25 protein-coding genes and 1 pseudogene are annotated in these 24,726 nt (G+C 63.1%); 13 read left to right on the forward strand and 13 right to left on the reverse strand.

Annotated features, from left to right (window positions below; genetic code table 11):
- Positions 1-87: 87 nt before the first annotated feature.
- From HAV21_RS16800 to HAV21_RS16820, 5 genes are all read right to left on the reverse strand, one after another.
- Positions 88-585, reverse strand: coding sequence for a hypothetical protein (locus HAV21_RS16800; protein ID WP_142937515.1), 498 nt, complete (start codon positions 583-585; stop codon positions 88-90).
- 78 nt (positions 586-663) lie between these two features.
- The gene (locus HAV21_RS16805; RefSeq protein WP_166842524.1) at positions 664-1,566 is read right to left on the reverse strand and encodes a cation transporter; all 903 of its coding nucleotides are present in this window, start codon (positions 1,564-1,566) and stop codon (positions 664-666) included.
- On the reverse strand, positions 1,566-2,663 hold the full coding sequence (locus HAV21_RS16810; RefSeq protein ID WP_166842525.1) for a DUF998 domain-containing protein: 1,098 nt from the start codon (positions 2,661-2,663) through the stop codon (positions 1,566-1,568). Before HAV21_RS16810 ends, HAV21_RS16805 begins: the two co-directional genes overlap by 1 nt.
- On the reverse strand, positions 2,660-3,115 hold the full coding sequence (locus HAV21_RS16815; RefSeq protein ID WP_223941192.1) for an STAS/SEC14 domain-containing protein: 456 nt from the start codon (positions 3,113-3,115) through the stop codon (positions 2,660-2,662). The genes HAV21_RS16810 and HAV21_RS16815 overlap by 4 nt, the downstream gene beginning before the upstream one ends.
- A 139-nt stretch (positions 3,116-3,254) precedes the next feature.
- On the reverse strand, positions 3,255-4,196 hold the full coding sequence (locus tag HAV21_RS16820; RefSeq protein ID WP_250821432.1) for a helix-turn-helix domain-containing protein: 942 nt from the start codon (positions 4,194-4,196) through the stop codon (positions 3,255-3,257).
- 128 nt (positions 4,197-4,324) lie between these two features.
- Between HAV21_RS16820 and HAV21_RS16825 the strand changes: the two genes are divergently transcribed.
- Positions 4,325-4,963 carry an isochorismatase family protein gene (locus tag HAV21_RS16825; protein ID WP_142937511.1) on the forward strand — a complete coding sequence of 213 codons (639 nt, stop codon included), beginning with the start codon at positions 4,325-4,327 and terminating at the stop codon, positions 4,961-4,963.
- A gap of 49 nt (positions 4,964-5,012) precedes the next feature.
- Here the strand turns inward: HAV21_RS16825 and HAV21_RS16830 are convergent, their stop codons facing one another.
- Positions 5,013-6,443: an MFS transporter gene (locus tag HAV21_RS16830; protein ID WP_166842527.1), complete on the reverse strand. Its 1,431-nt coding sequence runs from the start codon at positions 6,441-6,443 to the stop codon at positions 5,013-5,015.
- Between the two features lie 78 nt (positions 6,444-6,521).
- Here HAV21_RS16830 and HAV21_RS16835 point away from each other — a divergent pair, with 78 nt between their 5' ends.
- The gene (locus HAV21_RS16835; RefSeq protein ID WP_166842528.1) at positions 6,522-7,751 is read left to right on the forward strand and encodes a GAF domain-containing sensor histidine kinase; all 1,230 of its coding nucleotides are present in this window, start codon (positions 6,522-6,524) and stop codon (positions 7,749-7,751) included.
- Between the two features lies 1 nt (position 7,752).
- Here HAV21_RS16835 and HAV21_RS16840 read toward each other — a convergent pair whose 3' ends face one another.
- The gene (locus HAV21_RS16840) at positions 7,753-9,225 is read right to left on the reverse strand and encodes a protein kinase (protein WP_347877669.1); all 1,473 of its coding nucleotides are present in this window, start codon (positions 9,223-9,225) and stop codon (positions 7,753-7,755) included.
- Positions 9,226-9,589: 364 nt separating this feature from the next.
- Between HAV21_RS16840 and HAV21_RS16845 the strand changes: the two genes are divergently transcribed.
- Positions 9,590-10,183, forward strand: coding sequence for a histidine phosphatase family protein (locus HAV21_RS16845; protein ID WP_166842555.1), 594 nt, complete (start codon positions 9,590-9,592; stop codon positions 10,181-10,183).
- A 71-nt stretch (positions 10,184-10,254) separates the two neighbouring features.
- Here the strand turns inward: HAV21_RS16845 and HAV21_RS16850 are convergent, their stop codons facing one another.
- The 4 genes from HAV21_RS16850 to HAV21_RS16865 form a co-directional block, all read right to left on the reverse strand.
- Positions 10,255-10,539, reverse strand: coding sequence for a hypothetical protein (locus tag HAV21_RS16850; protein WP_142937507.1), 285 nt, complete (start codon positions 10,537-10,539; stop codon positions 10,255-10,257).
- Between the two features lie 225 nt (positions 10,540-10,764).
- The gene (locus HAV21_RS16855; protein WP_043470828.1) at positions 10,765-10,995 is read right to left on the reverse strand and encodes a DUF6458 family protein; all 231 of its coding nucleotides are present in this window, start codon (positions 10,993-10,995) and stop codon (positions 10,765-10,767) included.
- 117 nt (positions 10,996-11,112) lie between these two features.
- Positions 11,113-12,009: an SDR family oxidoreductase gene (locus tag HAV21_RS16860; protein WP_166842529.1), complete on the reverse strand. Its 897-nt coding sequence runs from the start codon at positions 12,007-12,009 to the stop codon at positions 11,113-11,115.
- A 130-nt stretch (positions 12,010-12,139) separates the two neighbouring features.
- Positions 12,140-13,213, reverse strand: coding sequence for an NAD(P)-dependent alcohol dehydrogenase (locus tag HAV21_RS16865; RefSeq protein WP_166842530.1), 1,074 nt, complete (start codon positions 13,211-13,213; stop codon positions 12,140-12,142).
- A 162-nt stretch (positions 13,214-13,375) separates the two neighbouring features.
- Between HAV21_RS16865 and HAV21_RS16870 the strand changes: the two genes are divergently transcribed.
- Positions 13,376-14,068 (forward strand): TetR/AcrR family transcriptional regulator C-terminal domain-containing protein, encoded by a 693-nt coding sequence (locus HAV21_RS16870; RefSeq protein WP_166842531.1) that lies wholly within the window; start codon positions 13,376-13,378, stop codon positions 14,066-14,068.
- Between the two features lie 99 nt (positions 14,069-14,167).
- On the forward strand, positions 14,168-16,030 hold the full coding sequence (locus HAV21_RS16875; RefSeq protein WP_166842532.1) for a glycoside hydrolase family 15 protein: 1,863 nt from the start codon (positions 14,168-14,170) through the stop codon (positions 16,028-16,030).
- On the opposite strand, the gene HAV21_RS16880 is transcribed toward HAV21_RS16875, so the two are convergent.
- The gene (locus tag HAV21_RS16880) at positions 15,999-16,208 is read right to left on the reverse strand and encodes a hypothetical protein (RefSeq protein WP_166842533.1); all 210 of its coding nucleotides are present in this window, start codon (positions 16,206-16,208) and stop codon (positions 15,999-16,001) included. The two genes, HAV21_RS16875 and HAV21_RS16880, sit on opposite strands and share 32 nt — an antisense overlap.
- 221 nt (positions 16,209-16,429) lie before the next feature.
- Between HAV21_RS16880 and HAV21_RS16885 the strand changes: the two genes are divergently transcribed.
- The 6 genes from HAV21_RS16885 to HAV21_RS16910 are packed head-to-tail and all read left to right on the forward strand — an operon-like array spanning position 16,430 to position 22,304.
- Positions 16,430-17,782, forward strand: a complete 1,353-nt coding sequence (locus tag HAV21_RS16885) for an MFS transporter (protein WP_166842534.1) — start codon at positions 16,430-16,432, stop codon at positions 17,780-17,782.
- Entirely contained in the window at positions 17,782-18,789 is a 1,008-nt protein-coding gene (locus HAV21_RS16890) for a C-terminal binding protein (protein WP_166842535.1), read from the forward strand. Before HAV21_RS16885 ends, HAV21_RS16890 begins: the two co-directional genes overlap by 1 nt.
- Entirely contained in the window at positions 18,786-19,871 is a 1,086-nt protein-coding gene (locus HAV21_RS16895; protein WP_166842536.1) for an alcohol dehydrogenase catalytic domain-containing protein, read from the forward strand. Before HAV21_RS16890 ends, HAV21_RS16895 begins: the two co-directional genes overlap by 4 nt.
- Complete coding sequence (locus HAV21_RS16900) at positions 19,868-20,671, forward strand: SDR family oxidoreductase (protein ID WP_166842537.1); 804 nt, start codon at positions 19,868-19,870, stop codon at positions 20,669-20,671. The genes HAV21_RS16895 and HAV21_RS16900 overlap by 4 nt, the downstream gene beginning before the upstream one ends.
- Positions 20,668-21,342, forward strand: coding sequence for a bifunctional 4-hydroxy-2-oxoglutarate aldolase/2-dehydro-3-deoxy-phosphogluconate aldolase (locus tag HAV21_RS16905; RefSeq protein ID WP_166842538.1), 675 nt, complete (start codon positions 20,668-20,670; stop codon positions 21,340-21,342). The genes HAV21_RS16900 and HAV21_RS16905 overlap by 4 nt, the downstream gene beginning before the upstream one ends.
- On the forward strand, positions 21,339-22,304 hold the full coding sequence (locus HAV21_RS16910; protein ID WP_166842539.1) for a sugar kinase: 966 nt from the start codon (positions 21,339-21,341) through the stop codon (positions 22,302-22,304). The genes HAV21_RS16905 and HAV21_RS16910 overlap by 4 nt, the downstream gene beginning before the upstream one ends.
- A gap of 35 nt (positions 22,305-22,339) precedes the next feature.
- Here the strand turns inward: HAV21_RS16910 and HAV21_RS16915 are convergent, their stop codons facing one another.
- Positions 22,340-23,110: an IclR family transcriptional regulator gene (locus HAV21_RS16915; protein ID WP_166842540.1), complete on the reverse strand. Its 771-nt coding sequence runs from the start codon at positions 23,108-23,110 to the stop codon at positions 22,340-22,342.
- 255 nt (positions 23,111-23,365) lie between these two features.
- Here HAV21_RS16915 and HAV21_RS16920 point away from each other — a divergent pair, with 255 nt between their 5' ends.
- A complete protein-coding gene (locus tag HAV21_RS16920; protein WP_166842541.1) occupies positions 23,366-23,989 on the forward strand; it encodes a hypothetical protein in 624 nt (207 codons plus the stop codon).
- Between the two features lie 173 nt (positions 23,990-24,162).
- Positions 24,163-24,726 (forward strand): annotated as a pseudogene (locus tag HAV21_RS16925) (hypothetical protein); the annotation flags it as partial.

Raw genomic sequence — 24,726 nt, forward strand, 5'->3', positions numbered from 1 at the left:
GCTGCGGCACCGCAGCGGCACCGCAGCAAACGTACGACGGCGACCTCCCGCCGTCGTACGTTTGCTGCTGATAACCGGTGACCGGCTTTAGCGCGCATCCTTCTTGGCTTGGCGCTGGGCTCCTTGGGACCGGCTGGAGGCGTCGCGTTTCACGCCGCCGGTCGTCTTCTGGTGGGACCGGCTCCGTCCGGGACCGGTTCCTGACCTGGCACCGGCACCCACGGAATCCGGCCCCGTTGACTTCCCGGCACTGGCGCGTTCCAGGCGCTCATGCTTGAGGGCTTCGGCGGCTTCGTGAGCTACACGGGCGAGTTCGTTGCTCACGATCGAAAGGGCTTCCTCGAACACGAAGGCCCGTGCCCTGGCTTTGTCCGATTTGTTGGAAGCAGCTCCGCGCCCGCCGGCCTCCAAGACCTCGTCAGCGGCTTTACGCCGGTAATTGGTGGTGTATTTGTTGCGGGCCCGCCGCACCCGTTTGTGCAACTTCAGCAGGCCGTCCTCGTCAAGGAGTTCGAGCCTGGCCGGCTCCAACTCCCGAATCAAATCCAGTTGATCTTCCTTCAACACCCACAGATATTGGTCCATTGGCCGATACTTGCATACCTCAATGACGGGGGAAAGAGGTTATCGAGTTATCACTCGAAGCAGGCGAGGACTCTGTGATTATTCGAAGAGATCCGGGGCTGCCGTCAGCGCAACGTAGGCCCACACATCAAGGCCGAGGGGCTCCAGTGCTTTGACAACCGCCCGCCGGACGGCATCTTCCTCGCCCACGTTCCAGTCAGTTCCCGCCACCACGAAATCTACTTCCACGTAGAGCTTTCGCCCCACTTTTCCGGATCGAATAAGCGGTTTTTGCAGCCCGAATTGCCGCACGGCCTGAACTGCATCAGTGATGGCTGCGTCCAGTTCCTTGGACGGTGCACCTTCGAGGAGTTCGTTCAAACCGGTCCGGATCAGTCCCACGGGAATGTAGGCCAGGATCAGGCAGGCAACAAGCACCAGGACCGGATCAACGTAGAGGGCAACATCGTCCAGGCCAAGGCCCTGCAGGACCAACGCCACCACAGCACCCAGTACCATCATGACGCTCAGGATTGCCCCGGCGCGCCACTGCGCAATTTCTGCAACCACCAGATCCGAATCAGGTGCCGCCCGCCCCATCCACCAGACAAGCGCGAACCCAATCGCCGCGGTGATGACCCCATAAACAGCAATAATGGCGGCGCTGACCGGAGAACCGCCGTCGCGAATGATTACCACAGCGTCACCTGCCGCGACCAGCAGCGTTCCGGCCACCGCCAGGCCCTGGATGAGCACCACCAACGGGGTGAAGGCATCCCGTCCGAAAGGGAAGCGACGTGTGGGTCCGCCTGCGGACGCAGACGACGCTTTCAAGGAGATCGCTGTAAGTATCAACCCGATCCCCATGTAGGCACCGTCGAACACAATGATCCTTGTCCCGCTGAGGACCCCCAGCATGATGGCCCCGGCCGCCGAGCCAACGGACACCCACAACGAAATCCCCAGGGCCCTCCGCTCTGCCCCCACCTCTCCGGCCGACATCAGTTGCTACCCGTGGCGAGGGCGTCCAGCAGACGGATGAACACGGCGATCCAGCCGTAGATGATCACAAAAGCGACCAGCTCAAAAGCGGTCAGGTTGAAATAGCCCACCGGGAAGAACAGCACGAGCGAGACGATCAGGGCGGCCAGAAAGCCCCCGCACACCAAGAAGAAGCGGCCCGGCAGCCCCCTCAGAATGAACGGGGAGGCCAGTAGCAGCAGAATGAAGACCACGGCCATACCTGAAGCAAACAGCGTATGGATCAGGAAACTGACGGATAGCGGCACAACCCCTACGCCGGCCAGCAGCAGTCCCATGGCAACGAACGCGCCGGAGCAGAGGCCCGCACTCCACCGGTGCACCAGCACACCGCGCGCGATCAGCGACTTCAGATCCCGGTCCAGGTACACGGCGAACGTGGTGATGAAGAAGCCCGCAACGATCAACGACAGGTTGAACAGGCCACTGGACGCCCCGCCCAGTGTGCCGAGCTGGCTGAAATGGTACTCCCACCATTTGGGATCCTGCGACGTCGCCATGCTCGCCACAATGCTCATGACCATGAACAGGACCAGCAGCCCTGACAGTTTCCGGGTGCTGATGTCCGCCACGGAAAGGTAAATCCAGTAGACGGCAAGACCGGAGGCCACCGCCATCCCCACTGTCGCCGCATAGATGTCCACGGTGAGGCCTTGGAAGCTGCGTTGCAACAACAGGAAGGAGGCAACGGTGGCGATCGCTGCGATCAGCGCGTGGACCAAGGCAACAGTGGACGCATCCACGATGAACTTCCAGGGAGGCAGGCCCAGCCGCCAGTGCTGGTCCGGAAGGTACCGCGAGCGCCAGTAGCCAATGTACGCCGCAGCCATCCCGAGCACCAGAATGGCACCCGCGGAGATGAGGCCCAGGGAAACGCCACCCCACAAGGGCGGCGTCCGGCCAAAGAAGATCAGCAATGCTGCCAGGCCTGCCACCACCGCCGCGGAGGATGCGGCCAGGAGCGCCTCAGATTCGGTTGCCATCCGGTTCTGCGGGGTTGGGTGGACGGGTGACGGCGTTTCAGAGGTGCTTCTTCTCGCTGCTGCCGGTTGGGTCATGGTGCGGCTCCTCCCAAAGAACCTGAACCGCCCTTCCGCTGATCCATGGCATGCTGAGCCGTGGCATTTCGATCAGCGGTTTGCTGCTCCGGTTCCACGAGCCACGCCATGGCTTCGGCCTCGGAGGAAAAGAACCGGGTGGGGCAGGGTGCCGGTTGGGCGGCCAGCTGATAATCCACCAGCATGCGGTCAACCGCGTTTTCGCCCAGCAACGCGATCCTGGATGCCGCGCAGGGCTCTACGAAGACGTCCCGCGCGGCCCGGCTCAGATGGCTCGTTTTGGCCATTCTGACCAGCAGAGGGTAGCGATTGCCGGCAGCGAACTCGTTGACCGCGTCCACGGCTGCCCGGGCATTCTCGGCTTCGATCCGGGCTCCCGGAGCCCACGCCAATGACAGAACATTGTCCGGCTCAAGCTGGAGCGTGTAATCGACGTGGTTCGCCTCAGCCATAGAACCGTCTCCATCTCTGCAGGTACGCAGGACTGCCCGCGGGCCACGGACTGACTCCACCCTGCACCACGCGGCAATCATCCCGTCTCATCCGAATAGAGTGATCTTTGCCGTGAATGTGGGGATGTTCCGCATCCCGTCAGGCGGTGAAGCGGCGTCTGTAGTCCGTGGGCGAGGTGGAGAAGGTGCCGGCAAAGTTTTGCCGGAGGGTCACTGCGCTGCCGAAGCCGCAGTCGGCCGCAACCTGATCGATTGACAAGTTGGTGGTTTCCAGGAGTCGGCGGGCAGCATCAAGCCGGCGACTACGTATCCAGGCAGACGGCGTCGTCCCGGTTGAGGCACGGAAAGCGCGCACAAAGGTTCGCCGGCTCATGTGGGCTTGGGCCGCGAGCCGGTCAATACTGAGGGGTTCAGCCAGTCGCCCCATGGCCCATTCAAGCAGCCTTGCCATGGGGTCGCCTTCGGCTCGCGGCGGAAGGGGGTGCTCGATGTACTGGGCCTGCCCGCCTTCGCGGTGCGGAGCGATGACCAGGCTTCGCGCCACCTGGTTTGCTGCCGCAGACCCCAAGCGGCCCCTCACCACATGCAGGCAGGCATCGAGCCCGGAGGCCGTACCGGCAGAGGTGAGGACGTCGCCGTGATCAATGTAGAGCACTGTTTGGTCGAGGGACACCTCGGGGTGCCGGACAGCGAGGGAATCAAACGCTTGCCAGTGCGTGACGGCAGAACGGCCATTCAGAAGGCCGGCATCTGCAACGGGTATGGCTCCCAGGCACAACCCCACAATGGTTGCACCCCTGGCGTGGGCTTGTCGGAGGATCTTACTGAAAGCCTCGCCGGGCTCGCGCTCGTCGTCGAACCACGAGGGCACCACCACGACGTCGGCCCGTTCCGCCGTCGAGGGTCCCTGAACCTCCCCCAGCGTGTACCCCTCAGCGGTTTGGACGGGGCCCGCCCGGTGGGAGAACAGGGCGGTGGTCCACTCGGCCAAACCCTGGCGTGACACTTCGCCGAACACCATTTGCGGCACGGCCAGGTGAAACATCGTGATGCCGTCGAAGGCATATACCGCGATCCTCACACCGTGCTCCCTAATCCTTTGGCCCGAATCAATCGTATATAGGCATACGTGCCACTGGTGCCTAAAGGGACTCGGCCCAAAGATGAGAAGGGACATCCAAACACAAGCAACCACCTACGGAGAACACCATGAGCACAATCCGCCGCGCCCTGATCCTTGTAGACGTCCAGCAGCAGTACTTCAGCGGGCCACTGGAAATTCGGTACCCGCACCACCAGGAGTCGCTGCCCATGATGACCCAGGCGATCGATGCTGCAACCGCCGCAGGCATTCCCATCGCAGCGATCCAGCACAGCGAAGGTGAAGGCGCGCCCGTTTTCGCCCCGGGATCTGCTGAATACGAGCTACACCCTGAGGTGGAAGCCCGCAGGACCGGTTTCTGGAAGAACGTCGTCAAGCGTTACGGTTCGGTGTACGCCGGCACCGATGTTGCTGCCTGGCTCCGCGAGCACGACGTCGACACCGTCACCTTGGTGGGTTACATGACCAACAACTGCATCCTGGCCTCGGCCGTCGAGGCAGAATTCCTTGGTTTTGCCACCGAAGTCCTCTCAGATGCAACCGGTGCCATCAACCTCAGCAATGAGGCAGGAACCGCTGACGCGAAGACCGTGCACACCACCTTGATGGCGTTGCTCAACTCCAACTGGGCTGCGGTTGCCTCAACCCAAGCATGGGTCAAGGCGGTCCAAGGCGGGCAGGCCCTGGAGAAGAGTGACCTGGGCACTTCTGCCATGGCAGGAGCCGCAGTACGCGCAGCCTCCTGATCAGCCCCGTCAAAGCGGGCGCCCTCGCTTGAGGGGCGCCCGGGCACCCCTAATGCGAGGACGGCGTCTCCGAGCTTTCACTCTCCCGTTCTTCCGTTGCCGTCTGCGTCTTGGAGGTTTGCGCATAGGAAGCAGACACGCGGCGGTAGACGGGAGTGAGGAAAGCGATCAGCGCCACCACGATCATGATGATGCCGGCGGCCAGGAACACCAGGGCGATGCCGCGGGAGATCCCCTCGCCCAGCAGCGGTGCGAGGTTGGCAGATCCCTCCGCGGACCGGGCGTACGGGATGATCCAGAATTGGGCGATCGGGGCAATGAGGAAGGCAGTGATGGGCGCCGCAGCGGACTCGAATGCCATGGCGAAGCCAAACACCCTGCCCTGCCGGGGAAGTGGCACCACGCTTTGGATGACGGTCTGCTCGGCGGCTTCCACCACGGGAACCAGCGCCATGTAGAGCCAGATTCCTACGATGTAGAGCCAGGCCCACTCGCGGAAGGTGAACAAGGCGCCGATGAATCCCATGAGCACCACGGCAATGAGCATGGTCCGCAGGGGGTTGGACCCCAGGCCGAATTTGCCGACCAGTGCACCGCCCACAATGAAGCCTGTGGCACCGATGGCAGAGACGACTCCCCACATTTCAACGGAGAACATTTCCAGGCCATAAGGGTCCATCAACGCCATGTAGACGCCGCCGATGAAGTTGTTGAACGTGGAGAAGAGAATCAGCGCGAAGAGCCCGGAGATTGCCATGACGGCAGCCCACGACCCCCGGAGGTCGAAGCCGCCTTGCGCATCGGAGGCCGCCGCCTTCACTTCCTCCGGCAGACGCAGGGTGAGCAAGTGCGCGAAGGCCAAGGCGGTCAGCACCAGGGCGACAACTACGGTCCAACCCATGCCCAGCAACCCCACCGATAGCCCAGAGAGGACCGAGGTGACAATGAACATGAGCCCTTGCACCATGCCCACCAGCCCGTTGGCGTTGGCCCGCCGATCCGGTTCGATCAGGATGGTGACGGTGGTGGATAGGGCAATGTTCCGCATGTTTTCCACCACTGCACCGATCAGGATGATCATAGTGAAGATCCAGAACCATGGCTGCGTCAGGTCCAGGAGCGCCTGCTCCGGTGTCAGCAGGAACATGACGCCTGAGAGGACGAACATCCCCATGGTGAAGGCTGCGGCGAAACGCATCACGGCAAGCTTCCGGTAACGGTCCACGAACGTTCCGAAGCTGATGCTGGAGAGGGCGATCAGCAGCATGTACGCACCGCCGATCACTCCGGTGGCAATGACGTTGCGTGTCTCCAAGTACACCCAGAACGTCAGGGCGAACCACAAGTAGCTGGTGGTGATGTTTGCCAGGGCAGTGTTCACCAGGATCCCGGTGAAAGTACGGGATCTTTCCGCGGGGGTACGTAGGGAGAGATCGATGCTGTCAGTAGACGCGGCGGAGGCCGGTTCCTGCTCGGTCATGCGTCCCAGTAAACCACCGCCGCCAGCGTCCCGGTAGTATCGGCAGGGAATCCTAATGACGCTTGGGGGAGTAATAATATGACGGAAGTTCAGGGCCAGCTTTCCTTCACTGATGACATCAGCCGGGACCTGGAACTACAGGAGTATGGCTTGGACCCGGCCTTGGATTCAGTACTGCTTCCCAATGCTGCCGTCATGAGCGCCCTGCAGAACCTGGTGCGGCTCGCCACGGAGCTGTGCGGCGCTCCCTTTGGCGTGGTCAACATCATCAGCGCGGAGTACCAGCACCAGATTGGCGCCTGGGGCGTGGACCCGGGCGTCTGCTCCCGTGAGGACTCCATGTGCGCCAAGGTGTTCCTCTCCCGTGAGAGGACAGTGGTGGCCGATGCCTCAAAGGATCCGCGCTTCGCGGACAATCCCTTTGTTACCGGTGAACTCGGGAAAGTCCGCTTCTATGCTTCGGTCCCCCTGCAGACAGAATCCGGATTCGTCCCTGGAACCTTATGCGTCTTCTCGGATAAGACAAAAGAACTGCGCCCCGAACAGGTGAGCATGCTGGAGGTCTTGGCAAAGCAGGTGGTGGAGTTGTTGGAACTTCAGCACCGCACCACCCAGCTGGACCGGACCTATGCCGAGTTGAAGGACAGCAATGCCAAGCTCGCCGGGTTTGCCGGACGCGTCAGCCATGATCTCCGCATTCCCCTCACCACCATCCTGGGCTATGTGGAACTGGTGGAGGACGATCCCGATGTAGAACCGAACAGCACGGCTGCGCGTTACCTGGACCGCATCGGCTCCAGCGGACGACGGATGCTGGGCATGCTGGAGGATGTTCTGAGCTATTCCCGGGTGGGCGGCGCAGTCCAGCCCACCCACGTTTCCCTGCGCCAAGTGACCGAAGAAGTTGCCCGCGACCTGGGCATCGAGAATCACGGGATTGTGGAGGTGGAGGATTTGGCCCTCCATGCCGACCATGGACAACTCCGGACGCTGCTGCAGAACCTGCTCTCCAATGCCATGAACTACCGCAGTCCTGATCGCGATCTCCGCGTCCGGATCAACGGGGTTTCCAATTATCATGGCGCCACGATCTTCGTGGCGGACAACGGCAAGGGCATCGAGCCCGGAGATCGCGCCAAAGCCCTGGAGCCCTTGGTGCGTCTGCGGCGGGAAGGCGACGGCCCAGGTTCCGGACTTGGTCTGGCCACGTGCAGCAGCATCGCCAAAGCACATGGGGGCGAGCTCACGTTGACCGAAACTCCCGGCGGCGGAACAACCGTGGCGGTCAGCTTTCCCGCAGGTCTTTAAACTACTTACCCTCGCCGGGTCCTTTGGCCTTTTCAGACTTTTTCTCGCTCTTTCCGTTGCTCTTTTCCTTGGCAATGTCCGGGCCCGGCACCGCTGCGGGCGCGGGCGCCGGCGCTTGCACTGGCGCAGGATTCTGGGCGGGCTCCTGAAGATTGACGACGTCAGCGGGCTGGACGTCAGCACTTCCGGCGTCGCCGCTACCGGCGTCGGCAGGCTGGGCATCAGCAGGCGATGGCGCAACAGGGATGGCGGGCACCACCGGCGCAGCTGGCTGCGGCTCCGCCTGCGAAACGCCTGTGTCCGAAGGCTGGGAGGGATCGGCAGTGTTGCTTGCGGGCGCGAAACCCTGAGAGAGAATCAGCAGGGCCAGCGGAATGGTCACCGCTGCCGCGGCCACGCCACGGACGGTCTTGGGTCGCCGTTTGCTGAAGTCCCTAATGCCGGTAACTGTGGCCTGCTTCCGGGTGACTGCCCGCAGAGGCGGCCGGCTCGGAACCTGCGGCAGTACGGCGGTCCTTCGCCCGGCCTGTATCCCTTCCTCGGCGAGCGCCTGCTCCACGTGCTGCGCAGTGGGGCGCTTCCCCGGATCCATGTCTGTCATTGCTTCGAGCAACTCCCGCAGCGGAGCCGGCAATTCCAACGGAACCTGCGGTGCCCGGTGGAGGCGCGCTGATGCTGTCTCAATGGGGGTGCCCGGGTACTCGGCCCTGCCGGTGAGGCATTCGAGCAGTACCAAGCCCAGCGAGTAGATGTCGCTCGCGGGAGTCAGGCCCAGGCCTTGAGCCTGCTCGGGGCTAAGGTACTGGGCGGTCCCCACGGTGAAGCCGGTTGCGGTGAGCCTGTTGTCGTTCATGACCAGAGCGACGCCAAAGTCTGCCAGCTTGACGGTCTGCGCCAGGCCGTCGTCGTCGGATACCAAAATATTGGCCGGCTTGATGTCGCGGTGGATAACGCCGTGTTGATGGACCTGGGAGAGTGCCCCGGCCAGCCGGATGCCGATCCGCGCGGTCTCGGGAACGGTCAGCGGCCCGTCAGTGAGCACGGCGCGCAAATCCCTGCCCTCAGCAAGTTCCATCACCAGATAGGCACGTTCTTCGTCATTGCGCGTGTCGACTCCGGCGTCGAAGGCAGCCACCAGCCCCGGGTGGTCGAAGGCGGCCAGGAGCCGCATTTCGTTTTCCTGGCGGGCCCGGAACGATTCGTCGCCGGAACCGGGCAGGAAAATTTTGATGGCCACGTCGCGGCCGAGCAGCAGGTCCGTCGCCTGGTACACGGCTGACATGGCGCCTCTGCCCAGAACGGGTCCCAGCTGGTAGCGGCCGTCAAGTGTTTCAGCGGCACCTGCAACGTCTGTTCCTGCAGTTGCGGCTGAGGCGGGGAGATGGGGGTCCACGGCCTCGTAGTTGTTGCCCACGAATGTCACGTCCTTCAGGCCGACCTGGAGCCGCGGACCCAACCACTGTCCTAGCGTCACCACGCAATGCCGTCATTCAAACTTTCACGATGGCCGCGCGGCCGTCTGCTTCAGCCACGTGCGGCCCAGGCAAACAGCCCACACAGCATCATCCGGTTTACCAGATAAGTAATCAGGATACTGATTAAGCAGCCGGATGGGTAATGCTAAGACGCAATTGCCCGGCTATGGCGCGATCCGGAGCCGGTCCACCGCCACCCGGGACTCAGCATGGACCTGGCTGAATCCGGCGGAGATCGGGCCGGACGGCACTAACCGCAGCAGAACGCCCGACGGCGACCTCCCGCCGTCGGGCGCTTCCTCACGTGACGTAACGTCCCTACGTGACGGAGGAAACTGCGGAGCGGCGCGCCTGCAGGGCACAATGGAAAGCATGACCCTCACAACTTTCGCCCTCGTCCGCCACGGCCAAACCGACTGGAACGCGGAGCGCAGGTTGCAGGGGGCCACTGACATCCCGCTCAACGACGTCGGCCGCGGACAGGCGCGCGACGCCGTCGACTTCCTCTCAGACCAGGCATGGGACACCGTAGTGTCCTCGCCACTGAGCCGTGCCGCCGAAACTGCCCGGATCATCGCCGAAGGCCTGGGACTCAAAGTTGCCCGGCTGGTTCCGGAGCTCACCGAGCGCAGTTTCGGTCCCGCCGAAGGACTCCAGGCAGGGCCCGAGCTGGAGGCATTGCGCATCCCGGGCGGCTTCCGTGGAGGCGAAACAGACCAGGCCGCTGCTGACCGGGGCATTGCCGCCTTGGAATCACTAGCTGAAGAATTCGCCGGCAAACGCGTCCTGGTGGTTGCACACGGCACCCTGATTCGACTGACCTTGAGCCAAGCGATCGGCCGCACCCTGAGCAGCGTGCAGAACGCTGTGCTCAACCTGGCCCACCACCATGTGACCGACGGCTGGCAGCTGGAGTACTTCAACGGCGAGCGCGTCACGGCCGACGTCCAGCCCTAAGCCATCAACCCCAGCCGGGACCCCCGTATACCAGTCGCTGCATCGGGGACCAAGACGCAGGCTTGAAGCAGCTATCGGGCGTCGAGCCGGGCCCTCAGTTGCTCCGTGTAGTCCGAATAGGCGGCAGCAATCTCTTCCAGGTCAACGGTCTGCGGGAAATCGATCACGGGTTGATGTTCGGCCAGATACGTCGTGGTTTCTTCAACAACACGCTGCTCCTCAAAGACGTCCAGGCCCGCCTCAGCCAGGAAATCCGGGTTGGTGTGGACCAGGGACTCCCCGGTTTGGCCTTCCGAGGCCCACCGCACCAGGTACTCGTTGTGATTGACCAGCTCAATGTCGAATGACTTCTCCATGGCAGCAGCCTACGCCGCTAGGGAGATGGCGCTGACATACCCCGCATCGGCTTGGCTATCTGAATTCGGCTCCTGCCAAGATGGTCTCCGAACGGCTTGACCACAGGCGCACCCTGAACTGTCGCCGCCGGGCCCTCCGGGCGACTGGCCCTTCGGGTCCGGACGCACAACAGCGCACGACGGCGGCCTCCCGCCGTCGTGCGCTTCTTCGATAAGTTGCGGCTGCTAGACCTCGGGGCGCCGCTCGACAACCGTGTGGGGATCGCCGCGGCGTTCAACAACAGTGCGGCGGGTCCTGTTGGACATGGCGATGGAGATGATGAGGCCGATGATGCCGACCCCGATCAAAATGTAGCCGACCAGGACTTGGTCGAGGAAGGGGATGATTCCGGGGGCGAGCGCGAAAGCCAGAATAGCTCCGATGGCAATCAGTGCAATGGAAGAACCAATTCTCATAACGTGCTCCTCATATTGTTTTGGCGCAGTCAGGGCCTGCGTCAAATCTGTGTCATCAGGATACTTACGAACAAGAGCTCCGGCCAGTCATCGCCACGCCGCGTTCATCGGCGTTAATTAATGACCGTAGCGTTCCGCCACCCTGCCGATTGCATCCTCGGGAGTCGGCGCTGGACCAAATACCTGCTCCTGGCGGCTGATGTCCGCAACGTACCTGCCGGTCTCGAACCACGCCACCATGCTTGCCATATCGCCCACCAACGGCAGGACTTTCGCGGTCACTTTACCGAGTCCCGCTATGGCCCCGGCGGGTACGGACATCACCTTGATCTGCTTTCCCGCCCGACGGCCAGCCAGCTCCGCCGCTTCATGAATACTCACCGGCCGGCTCCACCCGATGTCAATCCGCTCACCCTCAACAACGTCCGCGTCCACCGCCTCCGCAAGGTACGCGGCGACGTCACTGGCCAGGACGAAAGTGAGCCGGGCATCCTTGGAACCGAGCCACACGAAGCGGCCCTTCGCGAAGGGATCCCCGCCCATCCCCACCGCTTGGTCGAAGAACGCGCCGGGCCTGAGGGCCACAAAGGGAACACCGAGATCTTCGAAAGTGTCCTCGGCCTTCTTCTTGTTCCAGAAATGGGGAATCTGGGGAGTCTGGTCGCACGTGACGATGCTGATGAGCACGAAGCGCGGCACCCGGGCGTGCTTCGCCGCGACAGCCAGGTTGTTGTTGCCGAAAGTGTCGATCGCTGTGGCGTTCTTGTCATTGCGCGTATAGCCGGCCGCCGTCGAGATCGCCGCCGAAACACCGGTCATCGCAGTGATCAAGGAGGCGGTGTCCAGCATGTCCCCACGGGCAATCTCAACACCCTTGGCAACAAGCTTGGCCGCATTGGACTTCGGTCTCACCAAAGCGCGGACTTTCTTGCCACGCTTGAGAAGCTCGTCCACCACTTGGCCACCCAGGAAACCCGTGGCACCAACAACAAGGACAGGTAGGTCTTCGGCCACGGCTTCTCCTCAAGGGTTTGTTCCTAGGGTCAGTGGTAGCACGCGACGGGAGCTCCGGGCTAGGGCATGTTCAGCCGAGCACATTGCCCTCGCCTGCGTGGCTTACCCTGCGTGGCTTATCCTGCCTGGCTTAGATGGTGATGACCACCTTCCCGCGGGCTTTACCGGCGTCGAAGTAACGCATGGCCTCGGGGACCTGCGCCAGAGGAAACGTTCGGTCTATTACAGGAGTGATGGTTCCTGCGTCCAAGAGCTCCGCAAGGTGTTCCAGATCCCCAGCCGTCTGGGTTCCCACTATCATGGTGAGCCGCTGCTTGATGAACGGGGAGAGTGCCACTGCCCGCAATTGGCGGTCCATGCTCCCCGTCCACGAGCCTCCTTCCTCACCACCGGTGATCACGGCAGTACCGGCAGGGGTGAGTGACCGCCGAAGTCGGGCAACAGACGGGTTGCCTGCGATGTCGATAATGACGTCGTAGCGTTCCGCGCCCTCAGCAAAATCCTCCGTGGTGTAGTCGATGACGTGGTCTGCGCCGAGGGTTCGGACCAAGTCCAGCTTGGCGGTGCTGGCAACGCCGGTGACCCGGGCGCCTGCAGCCTTGGCGAGCTGCACCGCGTAGCTGCCCACACCTCCGGAGGCGCCGGTGATCAGTACGCTGAGCTCCCTGGATGCCGCCGCCTTTTCCTTTGGCATCGAGGCCTTCATCGGATCAATACCGCCGGCGCGCAGCGCAATCAGGGCAGTGCAGGCTGAAACCGGCACCGCAGCGGCCTGCTCGAAGCTAATACCCGAGGGCTTGTGCGCAAGATGATTTTCACCGGCAGCGGCGTACTCAGCGAAGGTTCCCTTCCCCGACCCGAAGACATGGTCACCCACAACAAACCGCGTCACTTGTGAACCCACCGCCTCAACGGTACCGGCGAGGTCCAGCCCGGGAACGGGATGCCTCGGAGCGCGGAAACCGTAGACCGGGCGCAGCGCATACGGCAAACCGCTGGTGATGTGCCATGTCCCGCGATCCAACCCGGCGGCCTGAACCTTCACCAGCACTTCATTCTCACCTATGGCGGGGCGCGGGACCTGAGCCTCGCGCAGGACGTCGGCGGAACCGTAACCCTCCTGAACAATGGCCCTCATGAACGGGCCCGGCATGGACCGCCGCTTGTGATGACGTGATTCCTTGGCTTGCTGACCAGTGGTCATGGCCGGACCTTTCAGGGTGTGCGTTGATGGGTTACGGGGTTGTTTCAGCAATTTCGTACGCTGTACCAAAGACGTTACCGTACACTGTACTAAAGGTCTAGGGGTACTAAACGTCTAGAGGTACTAAAGGTTTAGGACCTAGACCACCAGCACCAAACCGCCATGAACCCGTTCCAAGCCGAGGGAGATCCCGTGACCGCAGCAGCCCAGCGCCTCCCCCTAAGCCGGGAACGCGTCCTGGAGTGCGCCGTCGCGCTCGCCGACGAATCCGGGCTCGCTGCGTTGACCATCCGCACGCTTGCACACAGCATGGGGACCAAACCCATGTCGCTCTACTACTACGTAGCCAACAAGGACGAAATCCTGGACGGAATCGTGGACATGGTCTTCAGCGAAATCGACCTTCCGGCATCCGACGGCGATTGGCGCGAAGAGATGCAGCGGCGGGCAACGGGAGTGCGAGCGGCACTAAAGCGGCACCCCTGGGCAGTCGGGCTGGTGGAAAGCCGGTCCGCCCCGGGACCGGCCACACTCCGGCACCATGAAGCGACACTCGACACTTTGCGGAGTGCGGGGTTCTCTTTGCAACTAACCGCCCACGCTTATGCCCTGCTGGACAGCTACATCTACGGATTCGCCGTCCAGGAAGCTGCCCTGCCGTTCGAAGGCCGCGACACTGCAGCGGAAATCACCAAACCCATCATGGAGCGCTTCTCCACAGGTGAGTATCCGCGCATGGTGGAGATCGCCGTCGAGCATGTCCTCAAACCCGGCTACGACTTTGGCGACGAGTTCATGTTCGGCCTCGACCTCATCCTGGATGGACTCCAACGGTTGAAAGCCGGCACCGAATAAAAGCCATCCCGCAGGACGCGCGAGTCTCATTGGAGGCACTCAGGCGCGCGGGGTACGGTTCGGGCATAGCTGACGACGCCGACTGAGGGAGTTTTGTTCATGGCCAGGATCGAGGACTACGCCATCATCGGGGACCTGAACACGGCTGCCTTGGTGGGGCGCAGCGGCTCCATCGACTGGATGTGCCTGCCGCGCTTCGACTCCCCGGCCTGCTTCGCCGCACTGCTGCATAACCCCGACGCTGGCCGCTGGCTCCTTGCCCCCGCCGGGACACCCGACGGGGGAAACTGCACGCGACGCCAGTACCGCGAAGACACGTTGATCCTGGAAACGGAGTGGGAAGTTGCCGGCGGCTCGGTCCGGGTGATCGATTTCATGCCCGTCCGCGACGACGCCGTGGATCTGGTGCGGATCGTCGAGGGGCTGTCCGGCGAGGTAACCATGAAAATGGAGTTGGTTCTGCGCTTCGACTACGGCCGGGTGGTGCCGTGGGTCCGGCATAGCGAGCACGGCATCAGCGCGGTGGCCGGCCCCGACTCGGCCTACCTCACCACCCCGGTCACCCTGGAGGGCCGGGACAAGCGCACCTACAGCGAATTCACGGTGAAAGCAGGCGACCGCGTTCCGTTCGTGCTGCGATGGGCGCCAAGCCACGAACGGGAGCCCCGGCGGATTGATCCCTTCCGTGCCGTTTCCGGAACGGAGAAGTTTTGGCTTGAATGGATTGGCCGCAGTGAGATGTCCGGCAAATACAAGGAGCCGGTGGAACGGTCCCTGATCACCCTTAAAGCCCTGACGTACGCACCTACCGGTGGGATTGTGGCCGCCGCAACTACGTCCTTGCCCGAGCAATTGGGCGGGCCGCGGAACTGGGACTACCGGTACTGCTGGCTGCGCGATGCCACGCTGACCTTGCAATCGCTGCTCGCTGCGGGCTACACGGAGGAAGCCGGCGCGTGGCGGGATTGGCTGCTGCGCGCTATCGCCGGCGACCCTTCAGAGCTTCAGATTGTGTACGGGCTCGACGGCGCCAGGAGACTTCCGGAGGCGGACATTCCCTGGCTCTCCGGTTACGAAGGTTCACAGCCGGTCCGTACCGGAAATGCCGCCGCCCCGCAGCTTCAGTTGGACGTATGGGGCGAGGTACTGGATGGTCTATCACTGACCCGGGCCGCTTCTCCTGAGGGCACGGTGGACACGTCATGGGACATCCAAGTGGCGTTGATGGAGTATCTGGAGGGTGCATGGAACCAGCCCGACAACGGGCTGTGGGAGATGCGCGGACCGCGCCGGCACTTCACCCATTCCAAGGTGATGGCCTGGGTGGCTGCGGACCGCATGGTCAAGGCGGTGCGTACATCCGGCTTGCCCGGCCCGGCTGACAGGTGGGCAGCGCTTCGCAGCGAGATCCACGCTGACGTCATGACCAAAGGCTTCGACGAAAAACTCAACACCTTCGTCCAGTCCTACGGAAGTACGGAATTGGACGCGAGCCTGCTCCTCATTCCACGGGTGGGTTTCCTGCCGCACCGGCACCCGCGGGTTGCCGGGACCGTGGATGCCATCCAGAAAGGACTTAGCGATGACGGCTTGGTCCTGCGTTACCGCACCCAGTCCGGGCACGACGGACTCCCGGGTGACGAAGGTGTCTTCCTGGCGTGCTCATTTTGGTTGGTGGACGCGCTGCTGGGAATCGGCCGCACCAGCGAGGCGACCGAGCTGTTTGAGCGACTACTCAGCCTGCGCAACGATGTGGGCCTGCTCAGCGAGGAGTGGGATCCTCGGACGCAACGGCACCTCGGCAACACACCGCAGGCATTCAGCCACTTCCCGCTGATCCACAGCGCGCTTCAACTCCACCAGGGCGAAGCCCACAGCAGTGACACGCCGCTCCGTCAGCCCAAACATCATCCAGAGCGAGCCAGCGGCTCTACCCTTCGGAATGGCCCTCGCCTTCGGTGACAGACGTTCCGTCCTTGTGGCTGGCTTCCTCCAAGTGAAGGTCCAGCTTGCGTTCGGCTTCGCGGCGACGCTGGCCGACGGTCCGCATCTGCTGCGTTGTAGGATCTCCCCGTTCTTCTGACGCCACACTGTATGTTGCTGCGCCCTCGGCGGGCTGCACATTCTCTTGTTCGCCCATATGACTATGGTCCCATCCTTGGGTGGCCAGAGATAGCTTGATGCCGGCGTTGTGAGGCCCGCCGTCGGGCCTTTGATAGAAATCGCTTTCACGGATCAGGAACATAAGCTACATTTATCTCCAGCGGTTTTCGGGATGCCATCCCTATAATCGGAATCAAGAAATCCGCATCCCTACTCACACGGCTACAACCTCTAGCCATCACTCGCTTGGAGACAAGATTGACTGAGAACAGCGTTGTTCAGAATGCCCGCCGGCCAGGTACCGGCACCCCATCCGAGGTGAAGAACGTCCGCCGCGCCGCATGGGCCGGACTGATCGGAACTGCCTTGGAGCAGTACGACTTCGTGATCTACGGAACCGCCTCCGCGATCATCTTCAACACGATCTTCTTCCCCAACGTAGAGCCCGCAATCGGCATCCTCGCAGCGTTCGGAGCCTACGCCGTGGGCTTCGGCGCGCGGCCCCTGGGTGGACTCTTCTTCTCCAAATACGGCGACAAGTTGGGCCGCAAGTGGGTGCTGGTGGCCACCCTTTTCCTCATGGGCATCGCCACTTTCGCCATCGGGCTTCTTCCCACATACCAGCAAGCCGGGCTCTGGGCACCAGCGCTGCTGGTTGCCTGCAGGTTCCTTCAAGGCTTCGGCGCCGGTGCTGAGCAGGCCGGCGGCGTGGTCCTGATTGCGGAAACCGCTCCCAAGGGCACGCGCGGCAAGTACGCCTCACTCGTCTTCGTAGGGGCCGCGGCCGGCACGGCGCTTGGAGCTGTGGTGTGGATTCTGGTCCAAATGATGCCCAAGGAAGCCCTGGAGTCCTACGGATGGCGACTGGTCTTCTTCTCCTCCATTTTCGTGACGATCGCCGCCTACGTCATCCGCCGAAAGCTCAAAGAATCCCCGGTCTTCCAGGAACTTCAGGAAGAAGGCGCTATCGGCAAGAAGGACACCCCGGTGGCAGATGTGGTCAAGAACGGCCGCAAGAACCTTTTCCGAGTGTTCTTCATGAACGTCGGCGCCAACGCCCACTCCTACCTGTTCCAGGTGTTCCTGGGTTCCTACCTCATCAGCCAGCTCAAGATCGACGCGACGTTCATACCGAAGGTCCTGCTGGTGGGCGCCCTGTTCGCGTGCGTGTCCGCCTACGTTTTTGGCAACCTCTCGGACAGATTCGGTCGCCGGTCCATGTACCTGGTAGTCACCACGTTCCTCTTCATCTTCCCCGTCCCGGCCTTCCTGCTGATCAATACCGGCAACCTGTTCCTGATTTCGCTGGTCATCGTCCTGGGCTTCATCTTTGCCGCCCAGGGATCCGTAGGCGTCCAATCCGCATACTTCCCTGAGCTCTTCGGCGCACGCTACCGCTACGCCGGCGTGGCACTTGGCCGTGAGTTCTCCTCCGTTTTCGGCGGCGGCATAGCCCCGCTGATCTGTTCCGCATTGGTTACTGCCTTTAGCGGATCCTGGGTCCCGGTTGCCATCTACATGATGGCCATCATGGGGATCAGCCTGTTCACCACCATCAAATCCCCGGAGACGGTCGACCGCGACCTTCTCCTTGAAGAGGACGCCAAGTAATGCCGCAACCCACCACCCCCACTCATCCCACCAAAATAGTCATCACTGACTGCGATCATGATTCGATCGATATTGAGCGTGCTGTCGCCCGGGCTGCCGGCGTTGAGCTGGTGTTGGCTCAGTGCCGGACCGAGGACGAGGTCATCCATGCTGCTGCCGGCGCGGACGCGATCGTTGTGCAGTACGCGCCTATTTCCGCCAAGGTTTTGGACGCGTTGCCGGGCCTGAAAGCGATAGGCCGTTACGGCGTCGGGGTTGACACGCTCGACGTCGCAGCGGCCACTGCGCGCGGCGTCGCCGTCTGTAACGTTCCCGACTACGGCACCGAAGACGTCAGCGATCACGCGATCGCGTTGGCTGTGAGCCTGGCCCGCGGGATTACGCAGCTGGACCGTGGCGTGCGCCGCGGCGAATATTCGCTGGGGCCGGTTCAGCCGTTGCACCGGATCAGTGAGCGCGTGTTCGGGGTGGTGGGTTTGGGCCTGATTGGTGCAGCCACGGGCCGGAAAGCAAAGGGACTCGGTTACCAGGTCATTGGTTCGGATCCGCTGCTGGCTCCCGGGGATGTCACGGAGGACGGGATCACTGTGGTGAGCTTCGATGAACTCATTGCCGGTGCTGATGTGATCTCCCTCCATGTGCCGCTCAACCAGCACACCCATCACCTGATCAACGGTGACGTCCTGGACCGGGTGAAGCCGGGCGCTGTGCTCGTCAACACTTGCCGCGGCGGAGTGGTGGATACCGAGGCCGTGGCAGCAGCCCTCACGGACGGTCGTCTGCACGCTGCCGGCCTGGACGTCTTCGAAGTCGAACCCTTGCCCAGGACCAGTCCGTTGCTCGACCTGGACAACGCGGTCCTCACGCCCCATGCGGCTTGGTACAGCGAGGAATCCTACGCGGAACTCAAGCGACGCACGGTGGAGAATGTGGTGGAGGTGTGCGCCGGCCGCACACCGCGGAACATCCTTAACATTGAGGTGTTGATGGGGAGCGTGTCCGCATGAGCATCGAAACTGCAGCTGAAACCACGTCACTGACCATGGGCGCAGCCGTCTGGACCGGTCCGGACACCATCGCATACCGGACCATTCCACTCCCCGAGGTGCCGGAAGGTTGGGCATTGGTCCGGTCAGAGCTCACTGGTATTTGCGGGACGGACTTTTCCATCCTTCATGGCAGCCACCCCCGGGCCGAAGCCCCGGTGGTGATGGGTCATGAGATCACGGGGATCGTAGAGGTCGCAGCCCCGGGCGGTCCGGCAGTGGGAACACGGGTGATCGTGGAGCCGCTGATTCATTGCGGGAACTGCCACCCGTGCCGCCAGGGTGACACGCATGTGTGCCGGAGCCTGAAGCTGTACGGGATTGACGTCGCCGGGTCCTTGGCAGAGTACGTTGCTTTGCCGGCGGAAACACTCATCCCCATTAACTCCGGGGTTCCGGTCCAGGAAGCTGCGTTGGCTGAGCCCCTGGCGGTGGCGGTGCATGCGGTGTCCCGGTCCGGGCTTCGCGGCGGGGAGCGGGTGGTGGTGTTCGGTGCCGGTCCTATCGGCATCCTCACCGCCTTGGTCGCCCGGCATGAAGGGGCCGGCAGCGTGCTGATTTCCGAGCCCTCGGAAGAGCGCCGCAAGGTGGCCGAGGAGCTGGGCTTTGACACCGTCCCTACCGGCTCCGACCCCGTGGCAGCCGTCCTGGACGCTACGGGTGGGGACGGCGCGGACATTGTGTTCGATTCCGCAGCCCACCCCTCCGTGGCGGCACTGTTGCCTATAGCCGTCCGGGTGCTGGGCACCATCGTCTTGGTGGGTGTGTACAAGAAACCCGTCGAGGTGGACCTGCAAGCCTTGACCTTTGCCGAGAACACGGTGGTGGGTGTCCGCGTCTACACGCGGGCCGACGTCGAACGCGCCGTGGAACTGATCGAGGGCGGCAATCTCGGGCTCGGACGCATCCCCGTGGAGGTCTTCCCCCTCGATCAAACGCTGGCCGCGTTGACCAAAGCCATGACCGCCGGGGCGGTCCTCAAAGTATTCGTGGGCCCCGCCACCGCCACGGCGGCAGCGGCCCCCGGCAAGGAAGAAGAATGAAAGACACAACGGGAACTGACACCGGCACCACTGAGACCTTGGCGCTGCGGGCGCCTTTTGACCTGACCGGCTCGACGGCGGCCATCACCGGAGCTTCCCGCGGCATCGGCTTGGGCATCGGATTGGGATTGGTCCGGGCGGGCGCGAACATTGTCGCGCTCCAACGCGGCCCGCTCGCCCCGGAACTGGCAGCAGCCGCGGCAGAAGCCGGCGTGAGGGCCGAGGCCGTGGCCATCGACCTGTCCAGCCAGGACTCCGTCACCCATGGTATCGAAACGACGCTGGGCAGGCACCGGATCGACATCCTGGTCAACAACGCCGGCACGCAGATCCGCCATGATTCCGTGGAGTTCCCGTTGGAAGACTTCGACGCGGTCATGAACATCAATACCCGGGCCGTGTTCCAGCTTTGCCAAGGCTTCGGCAAGCCCATGGTCGAACGCGGGCACGGCAAAATCATCAACCTCGCATCCCTGCTGTCCTTCCAGGGCGGCTTACGGGTCCCGGCCTACGCAGCATCCAAGGGAGCGGTAGCCCAACTGACCAAAGCCCTCTGCAACGAATGGGCCCCGCACGGGGTGAACGTCAACGCCGTCGCGCCCGGTTACATCGCCACGGACATGAACGAGGCACTCTTGGCCGACACCGTGCGGAACGAACAAATCTCCACCAGGATCCCGGCAGCCCGCTGGGGAACAGGGAACGACCTCGCCGGCGCGGTGGTGTTCCTGGCCTCCCCGGCCGCGGACTACATCCACGGCATCGTCCTGCCCGTGGACGGCGGGTGGCTGGCCCGATGAACAACTCTCACAACCCGGCACGCCCGGCCCCCTCGGCGATCCTGACAGCCCATCCTGTGGTGGCCGTCATGCGGGCACACCACGCCCGCGAGTACGCCCCCGTGATCGAGGCGCTGATCCGCGGCGGGGTCCGGTCCATTGAGCTGACACTGAGCACCGAGGGCGTGTTCGCCGAACTGCCCCGGCTTAAGGAACGCTTCGGTACGGACGCCGAAATCGGCGTCGGCACCATCACCACCGTGGACCACGCCAAGCAGGCACTCGAGGTAGGCGCGGACTACCTTGTCACCCCCGCAACGGTCACCGCAGTGGTGAGCGCCGCCGTCGAACGTAACATTCCGGTGTTCCCGGGTGGCCTGACACCCACCGAACTACTCGCCGGCTGGGAAGCCGGCGCCACCGCCGTGAAGCTCTTCCCCGCCTCCACGGTCGGACCCGGCTACATCAGCCAACTCCGCGGACCCTTCCCACAAATGCGGATCGTTCCCTCCGGCGGCATCGGGATCGAGGACGCGCCGGCCTGGATCGCGGCCGGCGCCCTGGCCGTGAGCCTCGGCGGCCCACTGCTGCGCGACGCCTTCACCGGCGGGAACCTGACCGAACTCACCGCACGCGCCGAAAAACTCAGCAAGCTCGTGGCTGAGGCCGTGGACGCGAGGACAGCCACATGAGCTGCAGTAACGGGACATACACGGACGTGGTGACCATGGGCGAAACCATGGCCCTCATGAAAGCCGTAACGCCGGGCCCCCTGGCACATGCCGGGTCACTGGGGCTGGGCATGGGCGGGGCCGAAACCAACTTCGCCATCGCCCTGCAACGCCTCGGCACCAGCGTGACCTGGCTCGGGCGCGTCGGGCAGGACAGCCTCGGAGACCTCGTACTCCGGGAAGTGGCCGCCGAAGGCCTCACCACACTCGGCATCCGCGACCCCCACGCCCCCACAGGCCTGATGATCAAGGAACGCCGAACCCAGGAACACCTGAAAGTCTGGTACTATCGCACCGCCAGCGCCGGCTCACGCCTGGCACCGGAAGACGTCCCCGTCGACGCCATCCAAAACGCGAAACTCCTGCACCTGACCGGCATCACACCCGGCCTCTCCGCAACAGCGCATCAAGCCGCGCTGCACGCAGTAACCGTGGCCCGCGAAGCCGGGGTGACCGTCTCGTTCGACCTGAACTACCGCGCAGCCCTCTGGACAGAAGAGGAAGCCGGGCCGGTCTTCCGGCGCTTCATCGAACAAGCAGACCTTGTTTTCGCCGGCGACGACGAAGCCGAAATCGCAGTAGGGCCCGGAGCGGACTCACTCCAGCTCGCCCACAAAATCGCCGCGTTGGGCCCCCACCAAGTGATCATCAAAAACGGCCCAGCCGGTTGCGTCGGTGTGATCGACCACGCTGAATACCGCCAGGAAGCAGTGCGCATCAACGCTGTGGACACCGTCGGCGCAGGAGACGCCTTCGTAGCCGGCTACATCTCCGACCTCCTAGCCGGAGCCCCCATCCAGGACCGGCTCCACACCGCAGTACGAACAGGCGCCTTCGCCTGTCTCGTCCCCGGCGACTGGGAAGGCATGCCACACCGCCACGAACTCGAACTACTGGACGCCTCAGAACCCGTGAGGCGGTAGCCGCCGTCGGGTCGGAAGGGCTGGGTCTGCCGGGGCTAGATCCAAGCCCTTTCGAATCCGGGAGGAAGGCAACTGGTGAGCTCCGGCTGGAACTTCTGAAGCAACACAACAAGGGACTGGATGCGCTCAGGGGTCATGTGGACGCTGGGGGCCGAGACTGACACGGCGGCAGCCATGACACCGCTCAGATCGGGTATCCCGATGGCCAGGCACGTGATCCCGAGTTCGTTCTCCTGATCATCCATGGCGTAACCATTGTGCTTCGCCCGGTGCAGCGCATCCAGGAAGTCTTCGGCCGTCCTAATGGAAAGCGGCGTGGGAGTGAAGGTGTGGTTAAAGGCCTTGATCGCCTCCGACTCGTCCTTCTCGGCCAGCAGCACCTTGCCCAGTGCAGTGGTTTGAGCCCGTCGGCGGACGCCGGGGTAGGAGGTCATCTCGAACCCACGGTGACCACGGGCCTTGGCCAGGTACACCACTTCATCCCCGGAGAGTATTCCCAAGTGGGTGGCGTCCAGGGTAATCCGGGCGATGTCGGACAAGATCTGCTGCACGGCCCCTGGCAAGTCGATGCTGGTTTGGGCTTGAGTGCCCAGCTCCAGCAGCTTCACGCCAAGGTGGTAGCTTCGGTCTTCGGCCTGGCTCAGGTACCTTGCTCCAACAAGTGAGGTCAGCATCCTATGGGTGGCCGAGCGACTGAGTCCCGAGGCTTTGGTAATGTCCTCGAGCCGATGGTTGCCTGCCGCTACATGGTCGATCAGGCTGAGTCCGCGTTCAAGCGTGCGAGCTCCTGCGGTGGTGGCTTCCATGCTTCAAATTCTCCCACGCAACAGGCACGGATCCCTATATTTGGGAACCCTGGCGCCAAGGGTGGGATGGAGTCCAGCGCGGTTTGGCACGCGCGGTTTGGCAGAAGTCGACTCCTGGGCACGTGCGCGTGCATATTCTTGGCCCGACTGACGCCGATGAATGAGGCACAGCAATTAGTAAGCATCCTTGCTTTCCTGCAGGGCGTGGTGTTTTCTTGATTAACCCGAGTTCAGGGAGCCGGCTTAGGAGCTGACATGGCATATGAAAATGACGCAGGATCAAGCACCCCTCAGGGCCGTAGGAACGACGTCGTTGCCGCGGAGAAGGAACGCTTCGGCGGAATCAAGTGGGGTTCGGCATTCTTCGGCTGGTTAACCGCCATCGGGATGACCGTCCTGCTAAGCGCCTTGGCCACGGCCATAGGCGTAGGAGTAGGAGCGGCAAATCCATCCGAGACCCAACAAGCGGCGGAGCAAGCCCGGCAGAACGCGGAAACCCTAGGCATTGTGAGTGGAATCGTGCTGGCGGTCGTCTTGTTTCTTGCTTACTACTGCGGAGGGTACGTCGCTGGCCGGATGGCGCGTTTCGACGGCGTGAAGCAAGGACTCGCCGTGTGGCTTTGGGGCATCATCATCGCCATCATCGTGGCGATTCTCGCAGCGGTGGCTGGAAGCCAGTTCGATATTCTCGGCAATCTTAACGGCGCCCCGCAGATTCCCGTCGACGGAAGCCTCATGACCGCCAGCGGCATCGTTGGACTCGCCATCGCCCTAATCGTCCCTCTCCTCGGCGCGATCGTGGGAGGCGCGGCCGGAATGCGATTCCACCGGAAAGTCGATCAAGCCGGCGTCCACCACCAAACCGGGCTCGTCGGTTAGGCCCAGCGCAAGGACCCCAGCGCGATTAGCCCTGCTAAGGATTAGCCGTGCCAAAGATTAGCCCTGCTAAAAGACGCTCGCGCCGGGCGTTGGCATTTGGCAGTTGGGTGGGGTTTTCCACATAGCATCGATTGGGTCTGATGGTGGTGAAGCCTTCGTGACAGGGTTGGGTTATGGAAGGCATTGGGCAGGTCGTGGCGCGGCGGGGCGGTTCCCCCGGCGCCAGTGAGGTGCCCGGAATTGGCTCCCCCGTTTCCTCGGACATGCCTTCCCGCCCATCGGTGCGCAAGCCCTCGACGGCGGCAGGACCCGCCGCTGATCCCTCTTGGAACGCTGGGCTGCTTCTTGGATTCGAATCGTTGCATGGGCTTGGGGAACCGGGGCCGGAAGAAGTGCCCGGGTTGTTGCTCAAGCAGTCGTCCGGGCGCGGGGAATCCACCCCGACAGAAGAACCAGTGCTTGGTTTGCTGCACAAGCAGTCGTCCGGGCGCGGGGAATCCAGCCCGGCAGAAGAACCGGTGCCTGGTTTGTTGCTCGAGCAGTCGTCCGGGCGCGGGGAATCCACCCTGACAGAAGAACCAGCGGCTGGGTTGTCCGCGGTGTCCGCGGTGGCCGGTGCGGCGGTCCTGGAGGCCGTGCTCCTTGAGGGTGCTGCCGCAACTGATGCGCTGCGATCAATAGCGGCCGATGAGGTGCGGTTGTTGGGGTTTGTTGAGGCGGCTGATTTCGCGGGCAGG

It is taken from the genome of Paenarthrobacter sp. MSM-2-10-13, from assembly GCF_011605365.1.
Taxonomy (GTDB): Bacteria; Actinomycetota; Actinomycetes; order Actinomycetales; family Micrococcaceae; genus Arthrobacter.